This is a genomic window from Bradyrhizobium sp. USDA 4532 (assembly GCF_024171315.1).
GTDB lineage: Bacteria > Pseudomonadota > Alphaproteobacteria > Rhizobiales > Xanthobacteraceae > Bradyrhizobium > Bradyrhizobium australafricanum.
The window spans coordinates 1,939,460-1,957,282 of the sequence record NZ_JALJZN010000001.1; the positions used below are offsets into that span (position 1 = coordinate 1,939,460).

At 65.5% G+C, this 17,823-nt stretch carries 20 protein-coding genes; 9 read left to right on the forward strand and 11 right to left on the reverse strand.

What is annotated here, in order from left to right; translation table 11 throughout:
• Positions 1–88: 88 nt before the first annotated feature.
• From fabF to J2R76_RS09425, 6 genes are all read right to left on the reverse strand, one after another.
• Positions 89–1,354 (reverse strand): beta-ketoacyl-ACP synthase II, encoded by a 1,266-nt coding sequence (gene fabF / locus J2R76_RS09400; protein ID WP_076831960.1) that lies wholly within the window; start codon positions 1,352–1,354, stop codon positions 89–91.
• Positions 1,355–1,450: 96 nt separating this feature from the next.
• A complete protein-coding gene (locus J2R76_RS09405) occupies positions 1,451–1,690 on the reverse strand; it encodes an acyl carrier protein (protein ID WP_002716125.1) in 240 nt (79 codons plus the stop codon).
• A gap of 289 nt (positions 1,691–1,979) precedes the next feature.
• Entirely contained in the window at positions 1,980–2,717 is a 738-nt protein-coding gene (fabG, locus tag J2R76_RS09410; RefSeq protein WP_076831958.1) for a 3-oxoacyl-[acyl-carrier-protein] reductase, read from the reverse strand.
• 21 nt (positions 2,718–2,738) lie between these two features.
• Positions 2,739–3,692: an ACP S-malonyltransferase gene (fabD, locus tag J2R76_RS09415; protein ID WP_076831955.1), complete on the reverse strand. Its 954-nt coding sequence runs from the start codon at positions 3,690–3,692 to the stop codon at positions 2,739–2,741.
• Between the two features lie 280 nt (positions 3,693–3,972).
• Positions 3,973–4,998, reverse strand: a complete 1,026-nt coding sequence (locus J2R76_RS09420) for a fatty acid desaturase family protein (RefSeq protein WP_076831952.1) — start codon at positions 4,996–4,998, stop codon at positions 3,973–3,975.
• On the reverse strand, positions 4,995–5,711 hold the full coding sequence (locus tag J2R76_RS09425) for a TetR/AcrR family transcriptional regulator C-terminal domain-containing protein (RefSeq protein ID WP_076831949.1): 717 nt from the start codon (positions 5,709–5,711) through the stop codon (positions 4,995–4,997). Before J2R76_RS09425 ends, J2R76_RS09420 begins: the two co-directional genes overlap by 4 nt.
• 338 nt (positions 5,712–6,049) lie before the next feature.
• Between J2R76_RS09425 and rpsF the strand changes: the two genes are divergently transcribed.
• The 4 genes from rpsF to rplI all read left to right on the forward strand — a co-directional run bounded on the left by rpsF (position 6,050) and on the right by rplI (position 8,512).
• Positions 6,050–6,517 (forward strand): 30S ribosomal protein S6, encoded by a 468-nt coding sequence (gene rpsF / locus J2R76_RS09430; protein WP_026192679.1) that lies wholly within the window; start codon positions 6,050–6,052, stop codon positions 6,515–6,517.
• 6 nt (positions 6,518–6,523) lie between these two features.
• Positions 6,524–6,763: a 30S ribosomal protein S18 gene (gene rpsR / locus J2R76_RS09435; protein WP_016844287.1), complete on the forward strand. Its 240-nt coding sequence runs from the start codon at positions 6,524–6,526 to the stop codon at positions 6,761–6,763.
• A gap of 126 nt (positions 6,764–6,889) precedes the next feature.
• Positions 6,890–7,858: a hypothetical protein gene (locus tag J2R76_RS09440; RefSeq protein WP_076831946.1), complete on the forward strand. Its 969-nt coding sequence runs from the start codon at positions 6,890–6,892 to the stop codon at positions 7,856–7,858.
• Between the two features lie 51 nt (positions 7,859–7,909).
• Positions 7,910–8,512 (forward strand): 50S ribosomal protein L9, encoded by a 603-nt coding sequence (gene rplI / locus J2R76_RS09445; protein ID WP_057019875.1) that lies wholly within the window; start codon positions 7,910–7,912, stop codon positions 8,510–8,512.
• A 49-nt stretch (positions 8,513–8,561) separates the two neighbouring features.
• Here rplI and J2R76_RS09450 read toward each other — a convergent pair whose 3' ends face one another.
• The 3 genes from J2R76_RS09450 to J2R76_RS09460 all read right to left on the reverse strand — a co-directional run bounded on the left by J2R76_RS09450 (position 8,562) and on the right by J2R76_RS09460 (position 10,674).
• Positions 8,562–9,023 carry a PaaI family thioesterase gene (locus J2R76_RS09450; RefSeq protein WP_028344793.1) on the reverse strand — a complete coding sequence of 154 codons (462 nt, stop codon included), beginning with the start codon at positions 9,021–9,023 and terminating at the stop codon, positions 8,562–8,564.
• Positions 9,020–9,625 carry a TetR/AcrR family transcriptional regulator gene (locus tag J2R76_RS09455; RefSeq protein WP_076831943.1) on the reverse strand — a complete coding sequence of 202 codons (606 nt, stop codon included), beginning with the start codon at positions 9,623–9,625 and terminating at the stop codon, positions 9,020–9,022. Before J2R76_RS09455 ends, J2R76_RS09450 begins: the two co-directional genes overlap by 4 nt.
• 89 nt (positions 9,626–9,714) lie before the next feature.
• A complete protein-coding gene (locus J2R76_RS09460; RefSeq protein ID WP_076831941.1) occupies positions 9,715–10,674 on the reverse strand; it encodes a hypothetical protein in 960 nt (319 codons plus the stop codon).
• A gap of 258 nt (positions 10,675–10,932) precedes the next feature.
• Here J2R76_RS09460 and J2R76_RS09465 point away from each other — a divergent pair, with 258 nt between their 5' ends.
• The gene (locus J2R76_RS09465) at positions 10,933–12,186 is read left to right on the forward strand and encodes a cyclopropane-fatty-acyl-phospholipid synthase family protein (protein WP_057019872.1); all 1,254 of its coding nucleotides are present in this window, start codon (positions 10,933–10,935) and stop codon (positions 12,184–12,186) included.
• 20 nt (positions 12,187–12,206) lie between these two features.
• On the opposite strand, the gene J2R76_RS09470 is transcribed toward J2R76_RS09465, so the two are convergent.
• Positions 12,207–12,377 carry a hypothetical protein gene (locus tag J2R76_RS09470; RefSeq protein ID WP_194295401.1) on the reverse strand — a complete coding sequence of 57 codons (171 nt, stop codon included), beginning with the start codon at positions 12,375–12,377 and terminating at the stop codon, positions 12,207–12,209.
• A 184-nt stretch (positions 12,378–12,561) separates the two neighbouring features.
• Between J2R76_RS09470 and J2R76_RS40600 the strand changes: the two genes are divergently transcribed.
• The 4 genes from J2R76_RS40600 (at position 12,562) to J2R76_RS09485 (ending at position 16,633) form a co-directional block, all read left to right on the forward strand.
• Positions 12,562–12,684 carry a hypothetical protein gene (locus tag J2R76_RS40600; protein ID WP_256520498.1) on the forward strand — a complete coding sequence of 41 codons (123 nt, stop codon included), beginning with the start codon at positions 12,562–12,564 and terminating at the stop codon, positions 12,682–12,684.
• A 292-nt stretch (positions 12,685–12,976) separates the two neighbouring features.
• Complete coding sequence (locus tag J2R76_RS09475; RefSeq protein ID WP_057019871.1) at positions 12,977–14,479, forward strand: replicative DNA helicase; 1,503 nt, start codon at positions 12,977–12,979, stop codon at positions 14,477–14,479.
• A gap of 48 nt (positions 14,480–14,527) precedes the next feature.
• On the forward strand, positions 14,528–15,832 hold the full coding sequence (alr, locus tag J2R76_RS09480; protein ID WP_076831938.1) for an alanine racemase: 1,305 nt from the start codon (positions 14,528–14,530) through the stop codon (positions 15,830–15,832).
• 30 nt (positions 15,833–15,862) lie between these two features.
• A complete protein-coding gene (locus J2R76_RS09485) occupies positions 15,863–16,633 on the forward strand; it encodes an exodeoxyribonuclease III (protein WP_076831936.1) in 771 nt (256 codons plus the stop codon).
• Between the two features lie 29 nt (positions 16,634–16,662).
• On the opposite strand, the gene J2R76_RS09490 is transcribed toward J2R76_RS09485, so the two are convergent.
• Positions 16,663–17,622 (reverse strand): IS481 family transposase, encoded by a 960-nt coding sequence (locus tag J2R76_RS09490; RefSeq protein WP_076831933.1) that lies wholly within the window; start codon positions 17,620–17,622, stop codon positions 16,663–16,665.
• Between the last annotated feature and the right edge of the window lie 201 nt (positions 17,623–17,823).

Consider the following 17,823-nt stretch of genomic DNA (forward strand, 5'->3'; position numbering starts at 1 on the left):
GCAAACCCCTGCCCTGCCAATAGCATACGCCCGCTATTAGGAGTCACCGCGGAATACGGCAAAACGGTGGACTAGTTCTAACGACCTACTAATTGGTCACGCGCTGCACGATCACGGAAGCGTTGGTGCCACCGAAACCGAAGGAATTGGACAGCGCCACATTGACGTCACGCTTGCGCGACGTATGCGGCACAAGATCGATCGCCGTTTGCACCGACGGATTGTCGAGATTGATGGTCGGCGGCACCACGTTATCGCGAATCGCCAGGATCGCGAAGATCGCCTCGATCGCACCGGCCGCACCGAGCAGATGTCCGGTCGCGGACTTGGTCGACGACATCGAAACCTGCGAGGCCGCATTGCCGAGCAGACGCTCGACCGCGCCGAGCTCGATCTCGTCGCCGACCTGCGTCGAGGTGCCGTGCGCATTGATGTAGTCGAGGTCGGATGCCGCGAGGCCGGCGCGCTTCAGCGCCATGGTCATGCTGCGGAAGCCGCCATTGCCGTCCGGCGGCGGCGAGGTGATGTGGAAGGCATCGCCCGACAGTCCATAGCCGGTCACCTCGGCATAGATCTTCGCGCCGCGGCGCTTCGCGTGCTCGTATTCCTCGAGCACGAGGACGCCGGCGCCCTCGCCCATCACGAAGCCGTCGCGATCCTTGTCGTACGGCCGCGATGCCTTTTCCGGGGTCTCGTTGAAGCCGGTGGACAGCGCACGCGCCGCGCAGAAGCCGGCGATGCCGATGCGCGAGATCGGCGATTCGGCGCCGCCGGCGACCATCACCTCGGCGTCGCCGAGCGCGATCAGCCGCGCCGCGTCGCCGACCGCATGCGCGCCGGTCGAGCACGCCGTGACCACCGCATGATTGGGCCCCTTCAGGCCGTGCTCGATCGAGACATAGCCGGAGGCCAGATTGATCAGGCGGCCCGGAATGAAGAACGGAGAGACCCTGCGCGGTCCGCGCTCCTTCAGCAGCACCGCAGTCTCGGCAATGCCGGTGAGGCCGCCGATGCCGGAGCCGATCATCGTGCCGGTGGCGAACTGGTCCTCATCCGACTTCGGATGCCAGTCGGCATCGTCCAGCGCCTGCTTGGCCGCGCACATCGCATAGACGATGAAGTCGTCGACCTTGCGCTGGTCCTTCGGCTCCATCCACTGATCGGGATTGAAGGTGCCGCCAGTGCCGTCGCCGCGCGGAATGTAGCAGGCGACCTGGCTCGGCAGGTCGGACACGTCGAACGTGTCGATCTTCTTGCCGCCGCTGTCTCCGGCGAGGATGCGCGCCCAAGTTGCGTCAACGCCGCAGCCGAGCGGTGTAAGCATGCCCAGCCCCGTGACGACAACTCGTCTCATTTCCACCTCTCCGGCCAGCAATGCGCGGCTGATAATAAGAAGCCGGGGGACCGCTCGATCACGGTCCGTCCGGCCCCGTCAACTTCGCGATCGGCGTCAGCTCTTCGCGTTCTTCTCGAGAAACTTGGTCGCGTCGCCAACGGTCAGAATCGTCTCCGCCGCGTCGTCGGGAATCTCGCAACCGAATTCTTCTTCGAATGCCATCACGAGCTCGACGGTGTCGAGGCTGTCGGCGCCGAGGTCATCGATGAAGCTCGCGCTATCGACCACCTTCTCGGGTTCGACACCAAGGTGCTCGACCACAATCTTCTTAACCCGCTCGCCAATCTCACTCATCGTTCAACCTCGTTGTTCCATTGGACCCGACCCCAAGACGATACGAGCCATCGTGGTCGTCTCGATTACTCAGTCGCGCATAGTCTTGATTCGGCCCGGTCGTAGCCGATTAAAGCCCCGGCGAACGGCAGGCGTCGCCACGCCAATATACAGGGTTTCAAAATCCTGCAATGGCGTTCTTCGCCCATCCACGGGGGCTTCAGCTACCATACTTCCAAAGCCTTGACTACACGCCTGAACCGGCTCCCGAAAACGGCTTTTCGCCGCATTGCGAGAGGCGGCCAGTAGCTCAAATCATAGCCATCCCGCCGTTGACGTGGATCGTCTGTCCGGTGACGTAGGCGGCCTCGTTCGAGGCCAGATAGACCGCCGCGGCGGCGATGTCCTCGGGCGTTCCGAGCCGCGCCGCAGGAACCTTCGCCAGGATGGATTCGCGCTGCTTGTCGTTGAGCGCATCGGTCATCGGCGTCTTGATGAAACCCGGCGCGATGCAATTGGCGGTCACGCCGCGCTTGGCGTATTCGGCGCCCAGCGTCTTGATCAGGCCGATGATGCCGGCCTTCGACGCGGTGTAGTTGCCCTGCCCCGGATTGCCGGTGACGCCGACGATCGAGGTGATCGCGATGATGCGGCCGAAGCGCTTGCGCATCATCAGCTTGGTCGCCGCGCGCGCCAGGCGGAACGTCGCGGTCAGGTTGACAGCGATCACGTCGTCCCAATCCTCGTCGCGCAGCTGCACGAACAGGTTGTCGCGGGTGATGCCGGCGTTGGCGATCAGGATGTCGACCTGCCCCATCGCAGCTTCCGCTGCCGGCACCAGCGCCTCGACATCATCCTTGCTGGAGAGATTGCACGGCAGGACATGCACGCGCTCGCCGAGCTTGGCCGCAAAGCCGTCCAGCACCTCGCGCCGCGTCCCCGAGATCGCTACCGTCGCGCCCTGCGCATGCAGCGCCTGCGCGATCGCGCCGCCGATGCCGCCGGTTGCGCCCGTGACGAGCGCCGTCTTGCCAGTCAGATCAAACATCGAATTCTCCTTCCGGCTGCTTCAAGCCGAAGCCGCGAGCGCGTCCTTGGCCACAGCGATATCGTTCGGACCGCCGACGGACACGCCGACCGCGCCGTCGGCAATGCGCTTGACGAGGCCGCTCAGCACCTTGCCGGCGCCGATCTCGAAGAACCGCGTCACGCCCTGCCCTGCCATATAGGCAACCGACTCGCGCCAGCGCACGGTGCCCGTGACCTGCTCGATCAGGCGGCGGCGGATCTCGTCGGGATCGGTGATGGCGGAGGCCAGCACGTTGGAGACCAGCGGCGCCGCGGGCGCCTTGATGGTCACCCCCGACAGCGCCTCTGCCATCGCATCGGCCGCCGGCTGCATCAGCTTGCAATGGAACGGCGCCGACACCGGCAGCAGCATGGCGCGCTTGGCGCCCTTGGTCTTGGCAATTTCGACCGCGCGATCGACGGCGGCCTTGTCGCCGGAGACCACCACCTGGCCGCCGCCATTGTCGTTGGCGGCGTGGCAGACTTGTCCCTGCGCCGCCTCGTTGGCGACCGCCACGGCGGTTTCGTAGTCGAGACCGAGCAGTGCGGCCATCGCACCGACGCCGACCGGCACCGCCTTCTGCATCGCGAGCCCGCGGGTGCGGAGCAGCCGCGCGGTGTCGCTGACGGAGAGGCTCCCGGCGGCGGCCAGCGCCGAATACTCGCCGAGCGAGTGTCCGGCAACAAAGGCCGCATTGCGGCCGACCGAAAAGCCGGCCTCGCTCTCGAGCACGCGCAATGTGGCGATCGACACCGCCATCAGGGCGGGCTGGGCATTTTCGGTGAGCTGCAATGTCTCGCCGGGACCATCCCAGATGATCGCGGTCAGCTTCTCGCCCAGCGCGGAATCGACCTCGTCGAACACCGCCCTGGCCGCCGGAAAGGCGTCGGCCAGGGCCTTGCCCATGCCAACCGCCTGCGAGCCCTGCCCGGGAAACGTAAATGCTGCCGTCATCGGCGATCCCTACCTTGTTGAGCGTGATCTCCGCGCAGGCGCTTTACGCCTGCCGCAGGGGAAAACGGTATCCGCGTCGCGCAAAACGCGCCACAGCGGGTCCGGGCCAATCCCTTGCAACCAAGCCTTGGCAATCAGGCCTTGGCAACCAAGCCTTGGCAGCCCAGGCTTGGCAGCCCAGCCTTGCAACCGGCCCCGGACCGGGCCGTAAGACACTGACGGAGGCGGTGCTGTCAAGCCGCGCCAGAGGAACCCTGGGGATGCCGGTCCCGGCTCCGGGCTAGAACCCGCCGGCATTCTGGTCGGCGTTAACCTCGGCGCCGGCCCTCGCCCGGCGTGCGCTGTTGACCAGCTGGCCCGGACGATCCTCGTTGGCGGGCCTGGCGGTCGCCAGCCGCAGCACGGCGGCGTAGCCCGGCTGCACTTCCATCCGGCCGGCATAGCGGCTTTCGCTGAGGATGCGGTGGACGCGCGGCAGGTTGTAGCAGGGCACGTAGAACAGCAGGTGATGCTCGAGGTGATAGTTCACGTAGTACGGCGCGATGAAGAGACGCTCGAGGACATTGGCCCGCGTGGTGCGGGTGTTGCGCAGGGGATCGGAGCTGTCGGGCACGACGGCGTGTTCGGCAATGTTGCGGATGCGCGTGATCACCATCATCCAGGTCAGCAGCGGCACCAGCCACAACAGCGGATAGGCCCACCACACACCGGCGGCGGCGAGGCCCGCGAACAGCAAGGCGTTGGTGACGCATTGCGGCCCGAGCTTCTGCCAGAAATTGGCGGCGCGCCGCGACAACGGCCACTCCTTCGGCCCGATCGCATTGAGCAATTGCGCCTTGCGCTGCTGGTAGCCGGTCTGCCCGGTGATATCGCGGAAGAACTTCCGGCGGTAGCTCAGCTTCGTGATCGGAAACGGCGCCGACAGCACGAGATCGGGATCATCCTCCTGCTGCGTCCGCGCATGATGCTGCAGATGATAGCGGCGATAGCCGCGGGTCTCCGCGAAGATCGGATAGGCGCAGAACCACTGGCTCAGCGTCAGGTTGGTCCTCTCGTCCGCCGACAGACAGCCGTGCGCCCCGTCATGCATCAGGATCGCAAGCCCGAGCTGGCGCGAGCCGATGATCGCAACGGCGAGCAGATAGGTCAGCGGATTGGGCCACCACGCGACCAGCGCGATCGCGCCCAGGATCAGCGCCCAGGCATGCACGATCAGGGCTGCGCCCTTCCACGTCGTGCGCTCGCGCACCGCAACCAATTCGTCCTCGGTGAGGAAATCGCGGGCTCGCATGCGAAGCGCGGTCATGTGCTTGTCTCGCCGTCCGTTGAGGATGAAGTGTCGTGATCGCCGACCAGGCGCAGCCGCGTCCCGTCATTGGCCGACGTCGAAGTTGATGTCGCCTGCTCGCCGAGCGCGCGCAGCAATTCGCGGCACATCTCGTCGGCAGCGCGGCCCATCGCAAAACCTTCGACGATCACGCCGATCGCGATCGCCCAGAACCGCCGCGAGCTCTCCTCGGGAGCGCGCAGCGAGCGCCAGCCGTGCCGCTCGACCTGGCCCGCATAGGCGCGCGCGCCCTCGCTGTGCAGACGTTCGATGGTGCGCTCGACGAGGGGCGCGAGGTCCTGCCGGCGCCGCGTGAGGGTCAAGGCCTCCGCGAAGAAAGCGACCGTGTCGGTCGCGGTCACGGTCTCGGCCAAAGCGTGGGTGTAGGCGCGCGGGGTGTGGGCATTCAGGGCGGCCTGCTCGGTCGCGCGCGCGAGATAGAGCATGTCGCGGCTGGCCGCTTCGACGAACAGCGCTTCCTTGGTGCGGAAGTAATAGGTGATCTGGCTCGGAAAGGCGTCGGCGGCCGCGGCGATATCGGAGATCGATGTGCCCGAGAGCCCGCGCTCCTTGAACAGGCGGCTGGCGGCGTCGAGCAGCAGCGAGCGCATCTTGCGCCCCGCCGACCGCGTCGCGCGGACCGCATGCTTTGGATCGGGCGCAGACATGCCGCTGGCGGTCTCCGAACCCATATCTCGTCCTCCCAAAGATGTTTGTATGACATACAAACAAAGAAATCAACGGGAAATCACCCGAGGTTGCGTCAAACGGCCTGGAGGGCCACGACACCTCGCACATCCGGGGGCCGAGAACCCTTGCTTTCGCGGCCAAAATCCGTATAAGCGCGCCATTCGTGGGCTCCGGCCGGGAGCTGAACGGACGGTCTCAGCAAATTCACCCGTTGATTTTGATGTGGCAGGGCCAGTCGGCCCGTCGTCCCGTGCTCCCGCCTTCTGAGCAGCTCGAGTCCTTTCCGAAGGTCTCGAAGGGCTTGTCGCCGGAACCCGCGCCAACACAGGAAAGGACAACCATGCCTCTTTACGAGCATGTTTTTCTCGCGCGTCAGGATGCGAGCACCCAGCAGGTGGATGAACTGACGGCCCAGATGACGGGCATCGTCGAACAGGGCGGCGGCAAGGTCACCAAGACCGAGAGCTGGGGCGTGCGCTCCCTCACCTACCGCATGAACAAGAACCGCAAGGCGCATTTCGTGCTGATGAACATCGACGCGCCGTCGGCTGTCGTCACCGAGATCGAGCGCCAGGAGCGGATCAACGAAGACGTCATCCGCTACCTCACCGTGCGCGTCGAAGAGCACGAGGAAGGCCCGTCCGCGATGATGCGCAAGGCCGACCGTGACCGCGAGCGCGATGACCGTGGTGGTGGCTTCCGTGGCGACCGCGAAGGCGGCTTCCGTGGTGACCGCGATGGTGGCGGTTTCCGTGGCGACCGTGGCCCGCGCCGTCCGCGCGAAGAAGAAGCTGCGACCGAGGAGTAATGAATCATGGCTGATGCTGGTGCCCGCCGTCCGTTTTTCCGCCGGCGCAAGTCCTGCCCGTTCACGGGCGCGAATGCGCCGAAGATCGACTACAAGGATTCCAAACTGCTGATGCGTTACGTCTCCGAGCGCGGCAAGATCGTGCCGAGCCGCATCACGGCCGTGTCCGCCAAGAAGCAGCGTGAGCTCGCCCGCGCCATCAAGCGCGCGCGCTTCCTCGGCTTGCTGCCTTACGTGATCAGGTAATCGTTTCCGGCCGGCGGCATACGTCGCCGGCCGCTCATTCTCATAAGGCTTCCGGGTCGTCCGGTCGCCGATGGTTGGGGTTCTCGAAGCAGGACCCCTAACCGCTCAAAGGGGGCGGGACAGCTGATGATCGGGATACTCATTGTTGCACTTGCCGCCGGCGCCGCGTCGGCGCTGATGTTCGCCTCGATCAGTTCGGGCGCGCTGATCTCGATATTGCTGTTCTATCTCGCATCGCTGCCGATCATGGTGGCGGCGCTCGGCTGGGGTCCCCTCACCGCCGCTATTGGTGGAGTGGGTGCGGCATCCGTGCTCGGCACGATCTTCGGCCTTCCCTACAGCATCGCGTTTGCCATGATGGTCGCCGTACCCGGCTGGTGGCTCGGCCACCTCGCCCTGCTCGGACGGCCGATCGCAGGCGCAGCCGGCGACAGCGCCAAGCAGCAGCCGCCTGTACTTGAATGGTACCCCGTCGGCCGCATCCTGCTCTGGATTGCAGCCTTCGCCATCGTTACCACGACCGCCGCGCTGCTCACGCTCGGCACCGATACCGACACGATCACCGGCACGCTGCGGCGCGGCCTGCTCAAGATGCTCAGCGCCGACGAAGCGCAGCCCAGCGGTGACATCGAACGGCTGGTCGACGCGTTGGTGATCTTCGCGCCGCTCGCGGCGACCGTCATCTCCATGGTGACGCTGACGCTGAACCTTTGGCTCGCCGGCAAGATCACGCAAACCTCCGGGCGGTTGAATCGGCCGTGGCCGGATTTCCGCACCACGGCCCTTCCCGCCGTGACGTTGGTCGCGCTGCTGGCGGCGGTCGCCGTCAGCTTCATCGGCGGCATGCTTGCGCTGCTGGCGCAGATCGTCACCGCGGCACTTGTAATCGCCTATGCGCTCGTCGGCTTCGCCGTTCTGCACACCTTGACGCTGTCGCTCACCAATCGCGGCTTCTGGCTCAGTGGCATCTATGCGGTCGTCGTCATGTTCGGCTGGCCGATCGTGGCGATGTTCGCGCTCGGCATCGCCGACGCCGTCTTCGGGCTGCGCCAGCGCTATCTGCAAACCAGACCGCCGCCTTTGCCGGCGGCTTGAGATTCGATCCAACCACTTAAACCCGTACTTTGCATCTAAAGGAGAACGAAAATGGAAGTCATTCTGCTCGAACGCGTTGCCAAGCTTGGCCAAATGGGCGAAGTCGTGCGCGTCAAGGACGGGTTCGCCCGCAACTTCTTGCTGAAGCGCGGCAAGGCGCTGCGCGCCACCGAGGCGAACCGCGCCAAGTATGACGGCATGAAGGCCGAGCTCGAGGCCAACAACATCCAGGCCAAGGGCGAAGCCGCCAAGGTCGCCGAGAAGATCGACGGCCGCGACATCGTCATCATCCGCCAGGCCTCCGAATCCGGCCAGCTGTTCGGCTCGGTGACGGTGCGCGACATCGTCGCCGCGCTGGCTGCCGACGGCGTGACGGTGTCGCGCCCGCAGGTCTGGCTCGACTCGCCGATCAAGGTGATCGGTGCGCAGAAGGTGACGATCGCCGTCCACCCCGAGGTCGAGACCAGCGTCACCGTGACGGTCGCCCGCTCCGCCGAAGAGGCCGAGCGGATCAAGCGCGGCGAGGACATCTCGACCCGCCAGGAAGACCAGGACGCTGCCGCCGAGGCGCTCGCCGCCGCCGGCGAATTCTTCGATCCGGAAGCCCAGCACGACGAGGAAGCCGCGCCGGCTCCGGCCGCCGAAGAGAAGTAAGCTTCTCTCCATCGTCCAACCGACTAAACGCTACGAAGCCCGGCCTCGATCAGGCCGGGCTTTGGATTCGTGCCGCCGCCTTGTCGTCGAGCATGGCGATCGACGCCAATGCGGTCGCGGTGTGCTTCTCCTTGCCGTCGATGACGCAGAACACGTCGGCTGCAACGACGGCGACCTGACGTCCCGGCTTGATCACGCGCGCCCGGCAGATCAGACGATCGCCCGAGGCCGGCGACAGCAGGTTCAGCTTGTATTCCGCCGTCAGCGCCGGCTGGCCGCGCGACGTCGCCGCTGCGATCGTGGTGGCGTTGTCGACCAGAAACGCCGTCACTCCGCCGTGAAACAGGCCATGCTGCTGCAACAGCTCCGGCCGGCGGTCGACCGCGAGCGTGCAGGTGCCGCGCGACAGCTCGGCTACCTCGGCACCGACAAGACCCATGAAGCCCTGCCGGCCGACATTGTCGCGAATTCGCGTCGCGATCGGTGCAAAGTCCGGATCGGTCTCGCTCATGAAGTCTCTCCTGTTCGTTCTGGCGCACCCGGCGCCACCACCGCGCGGACCGCGCAGGCGATCAGCGTCTCGACCTGTTCGCGCGGATCGCCGGTATGGCGGCCCGATAGCCAGGCGCGGCAGAAGATTTGCGCCGGCCCGACGATCTGGCTGAAGAACAGCACGGCGCTCATCGGCAGCAATTCGCCGCGCGCGAGCAGTGGCGCGCGCCAGCGCTCGATGCCATCGGTGAGCCGCGAATTCTCGCTGCGCTGCGCGCCGCGCACCTCCTCGCCCCACTCGCTGCGCGAAATCTCGAACAGGAAGCGCGCCTCGCGCCGGTTGCTCACGACCCAATCGAGATGGGCGTGGATCAGCCGCTCAACGCCCTCGCCCGCCCCGCAGCTGGCGTCGACCGAGCTGATGATGGCGGCGTGATAGGCCTGCAGGATTTCCAGGAACAGGGTGCCGGCGAGCGCCTTCTTCGAGGTGAAGAAGTGGAAGAAGCTGCCGTTGGACGCGCGGGCGCGGGAGCGAATCTCGGCCACCGTCGCGCCCTCAAATCCGTCGCGGTCGAACACCGCCAGTCCCGCTGCCAGCAGATCTTCGCGCGCCGTGCCCAAGTCGTCCTCCTGACTAGATTAACACTCTAGAGCGCTGCTCTAATGATGGTCAAACAAATACGCCGGACCTTGCGGCCCGGCGTTGGCGATTACTTCGAGGTCGGAGCTTCCGGCGGGCCGGAGCCTGGCGTCGTGGGCGGTGGCGGCGGCGGCGCCGTCGCAGTCACCGGCGGCGCGGCTGGCGCCGGAGCGGGAGATGCGGCTGCTGCCGGCTCGGACGCCGCAGGCGCAGCCGCGGCAGGCGCCGGTGTGACCTGCGGAACCGGATCGGATCGCACGGCAGCCGGCTCGCCGCCGCCATTGCTCTTGGGCGCGTCGACCTTTGCCGTGTCGGGCTCGGCGGCAGGCTTCGCCGGCTTCTCGGCTTCACCCTTGTCATCATGCCGGGTGGATGTCTTGGGGTCTGTCTTGGGCTCGTCGCTGGTCGCCGCGCCCTTGGGCGCCTCCTCGGACTTCGGCTCCTCGACGGGCTTACCGCGACGGCCGTGCTTCTGACGCGACGGCTTGCCCTCGCCCAAGGCCTGCGGCGTCTGGCCGTCGTCCGGCTTCGCGCCATCCGGCGCCTCGCTCGGGCGGGCCATCCGCTTGCCGCGGTGAGCTGGACGTCCTTCGGGATTCAAGCCATCGCCGTCGGGTTTGGCCCCTTCCTGCGGCGCGGCATCCTGGTGCCGTCGGCGGGCCGGACGCTCGGACGGCTGCTCCGGGGACTGGTTCGCCTCCTGCCTGCCTTCCCTACCGCCCTTAGTCCCCTTGGGCTGATCCTTGGCCTGGTAGCGCGGGTCGTTGGCACCATTCGAAATCAGATAGGACGCAAGCACGCCGGCCATGTCGCTGGACGTCGTATAGTGCTGGCGCAGGAAGCCCGGCAGCGAACCGGCCGGCACCGATTTCAGCAGGCCGCGCGGGCTCTTGTGGCAAGCTGCGCAGGTGCTTGCGAAGATCTGGGAGGGGCTCTTGCCGGCCTCGAGGTTTTGCGCCTGCGTCGATACGGCTGACAGGCAGCCAATCAGAAGCGCCACCGTCGCCAGACTGAGGGCTCGGCTCAACATTCCTTAAGTCTCCAGATTCCGGAAAAATCGCCGCCAGCGCCTGATGGATCGGCCGCGGCGGTCACCTTTTAGCCGATTATCGCGCGAATGGAAGCGCGCCCATGACGCATCCACGCAATTGTCACATTTTGGAATATCGGCTTTGACCACAACGCTATAGCGCGATCTAATTCCCTGCCTATCTTGAGGTTGGGGACACATTGGAGTGATCAACTCCGGTGGTGTCGGTGTGCAGCTTGCCGTTCCGTTGGTGTTTCGATGGACCGATTGTTGCGATACTTCTTGGGGCGCTTCATCCGCCGCGGTTCGATCACGTTCACGACCGCGAGCGGCGCTCAGTTCATCTGCGGTGATGGCACGGGTGTACCGGTCGCCGTGCGCTTCATGACGCGAGGGGCGGAACTCCGCATCCTAGTCGATCCCGAGCTTTATCTCGGCGAAGCCTTCATGGACGGCACGTTCGTGGTGGAGCAAGGCACCGTCGCCGACGTGCTGGCGGTCCTGATGGGTCAGGCAGCCATGCTGCCGAACTTTGCCAGGCTGCAGGCCTGGGTACGCTTCCTCGGACGCCGCGCCCAGCAGATCAATATGCGCGGCCGATCCAGAAGCAATGTCGCCCGTCATTACGATCTCGACGGCCGCCTCTATTCCCTCTTCCTCGACGCGGACAAGCAATACAGCTGCGCCTATTTCGAGACGCCGGACGCGACGCTGGACGATGCCCAGCTCGCCAAGAAGCGTCACCTCGCCGCAAAACTCCTGATCAAGCCCGGGCACCGCATCCTCGACATCGGTTCCGGCTGGGGTGGCCTTGGGCTCTATCTCGCCGAGATGAGCGGCGCCGACGTCACCGGCGTCACGCTGTCGACCGAGCAGCTGCAAATTTCCAACGCCCGGGCGGCGGAGCGGAACCTGGCGCAATCGGCGCGCTTCCTGCTGCAGGACTATCGCGACATCCCCGGGCCGTTCGACCGCATCGTCTCGGTCGGCATGTTCGAGCATGTCGGGGTCGCCTACTATGAAACCTTCTTCGCGCGCTGCGCCGAACTGCTGAGCGACGACGGTGTCATGGTGCTGCACTCGATCGGCCGCTCGACCGGCCCCGACGTCACCAGCCCCTGGATCCGGAAATACATCTTCCCCGGCGGCTACATTCCGGCGCTGTCCGAGGTCATGCCGGCGATCGAGAAGGCCGGATTGCTGATCTGCGACATGGAGATCCTCCGCCTGCACTATGCCGAGACGCTGAAGGCATGGCGCGAGCGCTTCATGGCGCGGCGCGAGGAGGCCGTGCGGCTCTACGACGAGACCTTTGCCCGGATGTGGGAATTCTACCTGGCTGCGTCGGAGATGTCGTTCCGCGTGCAGAACATGATGAACTTCCAGCTCCAGCTCACCAAGCGCCAGGGCATCGTCCCGATAACCCGCGACTATATCGGCGGCGAAGAAGCCCGCCTGCGGCTGAAGGAGGCCGGCGCGACCAAGCCCCGGCTGCAACTCGCCGGCGAATAGGTCTGAAGGAACGGGTGCTGCTAGTTGCGCAGGCTGTAGGCCGACCCGCAATGGCCAAAGGTCGGCGCCGGACGCGCCAGATGGGCCGCGGCGGCCGAAATCAAGCTGGCATCGCAGGGAACATTGCGGACCTCGGGACGCGCCGCCTGCTCCATGGCATCGACAAGCGCCGCCAGCCAGCGGCGGTCCATGCCATCTGCCCGGCCAAGCCTTGATCGCGCTGTCTGAAACTCTCGAGCCATCGCCGCCGTATCTTGCCTGAGCGTAGACAACCTGGAATCCGCCGGGTCGTTCCCGCGAACCTGCCGCAAAAAAAGTGCGGCGCATGTGATCTGCTTCACAGAGGTCTGTCCCGGACTGTCGTAGTGGTCCGGAATGACCCGAGAAACACACCAGACGATGTTGGACCCGCAGCGCGATATCGCGACTGACTACGCCCTGATCGCCACTGGCGTGGTGGCCGCCTTGATCGCGCTGGCCTTCCTCATCCTGGTCTGAGAAATCGACGCCAACAGCCGCCTCGCCTCTCCATGGGTCCGCTCGCCTGGCAAAAGGTTCAGGCGGCGTCCAATTTTTGCCAACGACCGTGCTGATCGGCCGGCTCCCGCCCGGTTTCGGACAAAACCCCAGTCAAGCGGAATGCATCCGGCTGTTTCGGATTCACACCTCGCGTTGTGTGAATCGTGCATAAGAAACATCCGTCCTTTCGCTTCGTGCCGGGCTGGCGCTTCATCGCCGCCCCACAGCCGAAAATCTCAGTAACGACGAAATCAGAAGAATAAGCTCGTCCATGGCCTTAATTGATTCGAACGTCCACAAGCTCGCGCCCGACGCCGCATCCCCGGCCTACCGAAGTGCGCCGCACAACATCGAAGCGGAACAGGGCCTGCTGGGCGCGATCCTGGTCAATAACGACGCCTTCTACCGGGTCTCCGATTTCCTGGAGCCGAAGCACTTCTTCGAAACCATCCATCAGCAAATCTATGAGACCGCCGGAAGCCTGATCCGGATGGGCAAGGTCGCGAACCCCGTGACCCTGAAGACGTTCCTGCCGGCCGAGCTCGACATCGGCGGCATGACGGTCGGCCAGTACCTCGCCCGGCTTGCCGCCGAAGCGACCACCATCATCAACGCGCAGGACTACGGACGCACCGTTTACGATCTCAGCCTGCGCCGCAACCTGATCCAGATCGGGGAGGACATCGTCAACGTCGCCTATGACGCGCCGGTCGACTTCGCGCCGCGCGCCCAGATCGAGGATGCCGAGCGGCAGCTCTACGGCCTTGCTGAAACCGGCCGCTATGACGGCGGCTTCCAGCGCTTCGCGCAGGCACTGACGATCGCCGTCGACATGGCGGCGAAGGCGTTCCAGCGCGACGGCAAGCTGTCGGGCATTTCGACCGGTCTGCGCGACCTCGACGCCAAGATGGGCGGCCTGCAGCCGTCCGACCTCATCATCCTCGCCGGCCGTCCCGGCATGGGCAAGACATCGCTCGCCACCAACATCGCCTACAACATCGCCAAAGCCTATGTGCCGGAAGTCCAGGCGGACGGCACCACCAAGGCAGTCAATGGCGGCTGTGTCGGCTTCTTCTCCTGCGAAATGAGCGGCGAACAGCTCGCCACCCGTATTCTCGCCGAGCGCACCGGCATCCCCTCGAGCTCGATCCGTCGCGGCGGCATCTCCGAGCTCGATTTCGAGAAGATCCGCGACTGTTCGATCGAGCTGCAATCGCTACCGTTCTACGTCGACGAAACCGGCGGTCTCTCGATCTCGCAGCTCACCGCGCGGGCGCGACGGCTCAAGCGCCAGAAGGGCCTCGACCTGATCGTGATCGACTATATCCAGCTGCTGCAGGGCTCGGGCAAACGCGGCAACGACAACCGCGTGCAGGAAATCACCGAGATCACCACCAACCTGAAGGCACTTGCCAAGGAACTGAACGTTCCGATCATCGCGCTCTCGCAGCTGTCGCGTCAGGTCGAAAACCGCGACGACAAGCGGCCGCAGCTGTCCGACCTGCGTGAATCCGGCTCGATCGAGCAGGACGCCGACGTCGTGATCTTCGTCTATCGCGAGGAATACTACCTCGCCAACAAGGAGCCGCGCGCGGGCACGCCGGAATATGAGAAGTGGCAGATGGACATGGACCTTGCCCACGGCAAGGCCGAAGTCATCATCGGCAAGCAGCGACACGGCCCGACCGGCACGGTCGATCTGCACTTCGAGGCCAGCGTCACGCGCTTCGGCGACCTCGCACCCGACGGTCAGGTTCCGGATCACGGCCACTGAGATCCGGACTCGGTTGAACGACGCAGGGCACCCGCGTACAACTGAGCCATGAACATCGTGACTGACGCGAAATCGCAGCTGACATCCGAGGCCAGTTTGCTGGCGGCCCACCCGACCGCCAGCGGTATCCTCACCATCGACCTCGACGCCATCATCGCCAACTGGCGCAAGCTCGAGAAGACCGCGGTGCCGGCCGAATGCGCCGCCGTGGTCAAGGCCAACGCCTATGGCTGTGGCGCCGCGCAGGTTGCGCGGGCGCTGGCCAAGGCCGGCTGCAAGACCTTCTTCGTCGCCAGCGTCGAGGAGGCCGCCGCGGTGCGCGCGGCCGCTCCCGAGGCGACGGTGTATTCGCTCGGCGGGTTCTTCCAGAACACCGGCGATGCCTACGCCAGGATCGATTGCAAGCCGGTGATCGGCGATCTCAACGAGCTCGCCGAATGGGACGTGTTCTGCCGCCGCTCCGGCTGGTCCGGCGGCGCCGGCATCCATATCGACACCGGCATGAACCGGCTGGGGCTCACGGTCAGCGAGGCGCAGGGCATCATCCCGCGGATCAATGCCGGCGACCACGGCATCACGCTGGTCATGAGCCACCTCGCCTCCGCCGAATTGCTCAACAATCCCGCCAACGCCAAGCAGCTTACGAGCTTCCGCGAGATCGCGAGCCTGTTCACCGGCGTGCCGGCCTCGCTGGCGAATTCTTCCGGCGTGTTTCTCGGCGCGCAATTCCAGTTCGAGATGGTGCGGCCGGGCTGCGCGCTCTATGGCGTCAATCCGACGCCGGAGGCCGACAACCCGATGCAGCAGGTGGTCGATCTCAAGGCGCGCATCGTGCAGATCCGCAACATCGACCGCGGCGAGACCGTCGGCTATGGCGGCACCTGGACCGCGCGCCGGCCGACCCGGCTTGCGATCGTCGCCGCCGGCTATGCCGACGGCTATTTCCGCGCCGCCAGCGCCAATGACGGCACCCGCGGCGCCGAGGTCGTGGTCGCCGGCAAGCGCTGCCCGATCGCCGGCCGCGTCTCGATGGACCTGATCGCGGTCGATGTCACCGACCTCGACAAGAATGCCGTGCGGCGCGGCCACATGGTGACGCTGATCGGCGAAGGCATCACAGTCGACGAGGTCGCGCATCATTTCGGCACCATCGGCTATGAGGTGTTGACCAGTCTCGGCCGCCGCTTCGTGCGCATCTACAAGGGCGGCGATGCCGTCGCCGCGAGAAGCGACGCGGTCGCCGAGACGAGCGAGCCGGCTGCCACGCCCGCAGCACCGCCAGCCTTGCCAACAGCAGCGCCCGCTGCGCCGCCGCCACTGCCGGCCGCCGAGCCAACAGCGACGTCCACCTGACATGATCAAGGTTCGCGATTGCCGGTGCGCATGAAGATCGCGACCTTCAACATCAACAACGTCAACCGCCGCCTGCCCAACCTGTTGCGCTGGCTGCAATCGGCCAGGCCCGACATCGTCAGTCTGCAGGAGCTGAAGGCCAGCGACGCCGAGTTTCCCGCGGCCGCGATCGAGCAGGCCGGCTACGGCGCGGTGTGGCAGGGACAGAAGACCTGGAACGGCGTCGCCATCCTCGCGCGCAAGGCCGCGCCGGTGCTGATCCGCACCGCCCTGCCCGGCGATGCCGGCGATCACGAAGCGCGCTACATCGAGGCCGCGGTGCGCGGCATCGTCGTCACCAGCCTCTATCTGCCGAACGGCAATCCGCAGCCCGGGCCGAAATTCGATTACAAGCTCGCCTGGTTCAAGCGGCTGCGCGCCCATGCCGCCAAGCTGCTCAAGCAGGACGTCCCGGTGGTGCTTGCCGGCGACTACAATGTCGCGCCGACGCCGTTCGACATCTACCCAACGCGGTCCTGGGACAAGGATGCGCTGATCCAGCCGAAGAGCCGCGCCGCCTTCAAGGCGCTGGTCGATCAGGGCTGGTGCGATGCGATCCGCGCCCTGCATCCGGACGCGCCGATGTTTACCTTCTGGGACTACAAGCGCCAGCGCTGGCCACGCGATGCAGGCCTGCGGCTCGATCATCTCCTGCTCAGCCCCGCAGCGGCGCCGCGGCTCGTGAAAGCCGGCGTCGACCGCGCCATCCGCGGCGAGGACGGCGCCAGCGATCACGCGCCGGCGTGGGTGGTGTTGAGGTGACGGGTTTGCGTGTCGCGCTCGCGCCACAATCACTCTGTCGTCCCTGCGAAAGTGTTCGGTCCCGTGTGATTGGCGAGGGCCTGGATTGGCGCCAGGTAGCCGAGGCATTTGAGGCGGGTCCGATTGTAGTCGTGGACGAACTTGGCGATGAAGGTGTCGCGGTCGGCGTGGTCGACAAAGGTACGGCGCGCGCTGCCCCGTTTGTGTTCGCGGCCAATGGCTTCGGCGATGCGCCGGTTGAAACGTTCGACGAGTCCGTTGGTCTGCGGATGGTAGGGCTTGGTCAGGCGATGCTGGATGGCGCACTGTCGGCAGAGTTGATCAAAGGGGTGGTCGCCGGAAGGCTTCCCGGGCGGCTTGTTCTTCTTGTCGACGGCGAAGCGGTCGGTGAACTCGGCACCGTTGTCGGTGAGGATAGTGTGAACCTGGTGCGGAAAATCAGCCAGGAAGCGCTTAAGGAAACCGGTCGCGGTCGCTCCGTCCCGCCTGGAATGGACCTCGACAAAGACGTAGCGGGTGGCTCGGTCGATGGCGACAAAGGCATAGCTGGTGCGGCGCTGCAGTGCCGGCAGATACTTCACGTCGATATGGATGAAGCCGATACTGGCATTCTCGAAGACGCCGGCTTTGGGCTTGTCAGGCTTGGCAAGCCGGCTGATGCCATTGCGCTGCAGGCAGCGGTGAATAGCACTACGGGACAGCTTGGCGTTGATGCATCGCCGCATCACCTCAACGATGTCGTCCAGCGGCAATTGGAGCGATGTCCGTAGTTCACAAACGGCCCTTTCTTCAACCGCGGAGAGGCTGGTCGTGAGGTTCTTCGGCCGGTGCGAGCGGTCTTCGACCGTCGTGCGGCTGCGCCAGCGATAAATCGTGGTCTCGCTGACCCCCAGTTCGGCCGCCAACTGAGCGACCGACTTCCGGCTGCGCTGGATGTAGGCACGTGTCTTCGGCGTCGTCGTGGCGTTCGCGTGCAAGCTCAGTTCCATGACACGAGGCGCTCCCTAACAAAGGCCACGCCTCGTTCTACACCGATTCCATCCAACCAATCTGCAGGGACCAAACACGAAAGCAGGGACGACATAAAATGTGTTGCGCGGTCTATGAGTCATACCACCGCATTCTCGCGACATGATTGTCCAAGTCTTGCTGCGCTGCGCACGATGGCGTGTCGATGGCTCGGCGGCGCC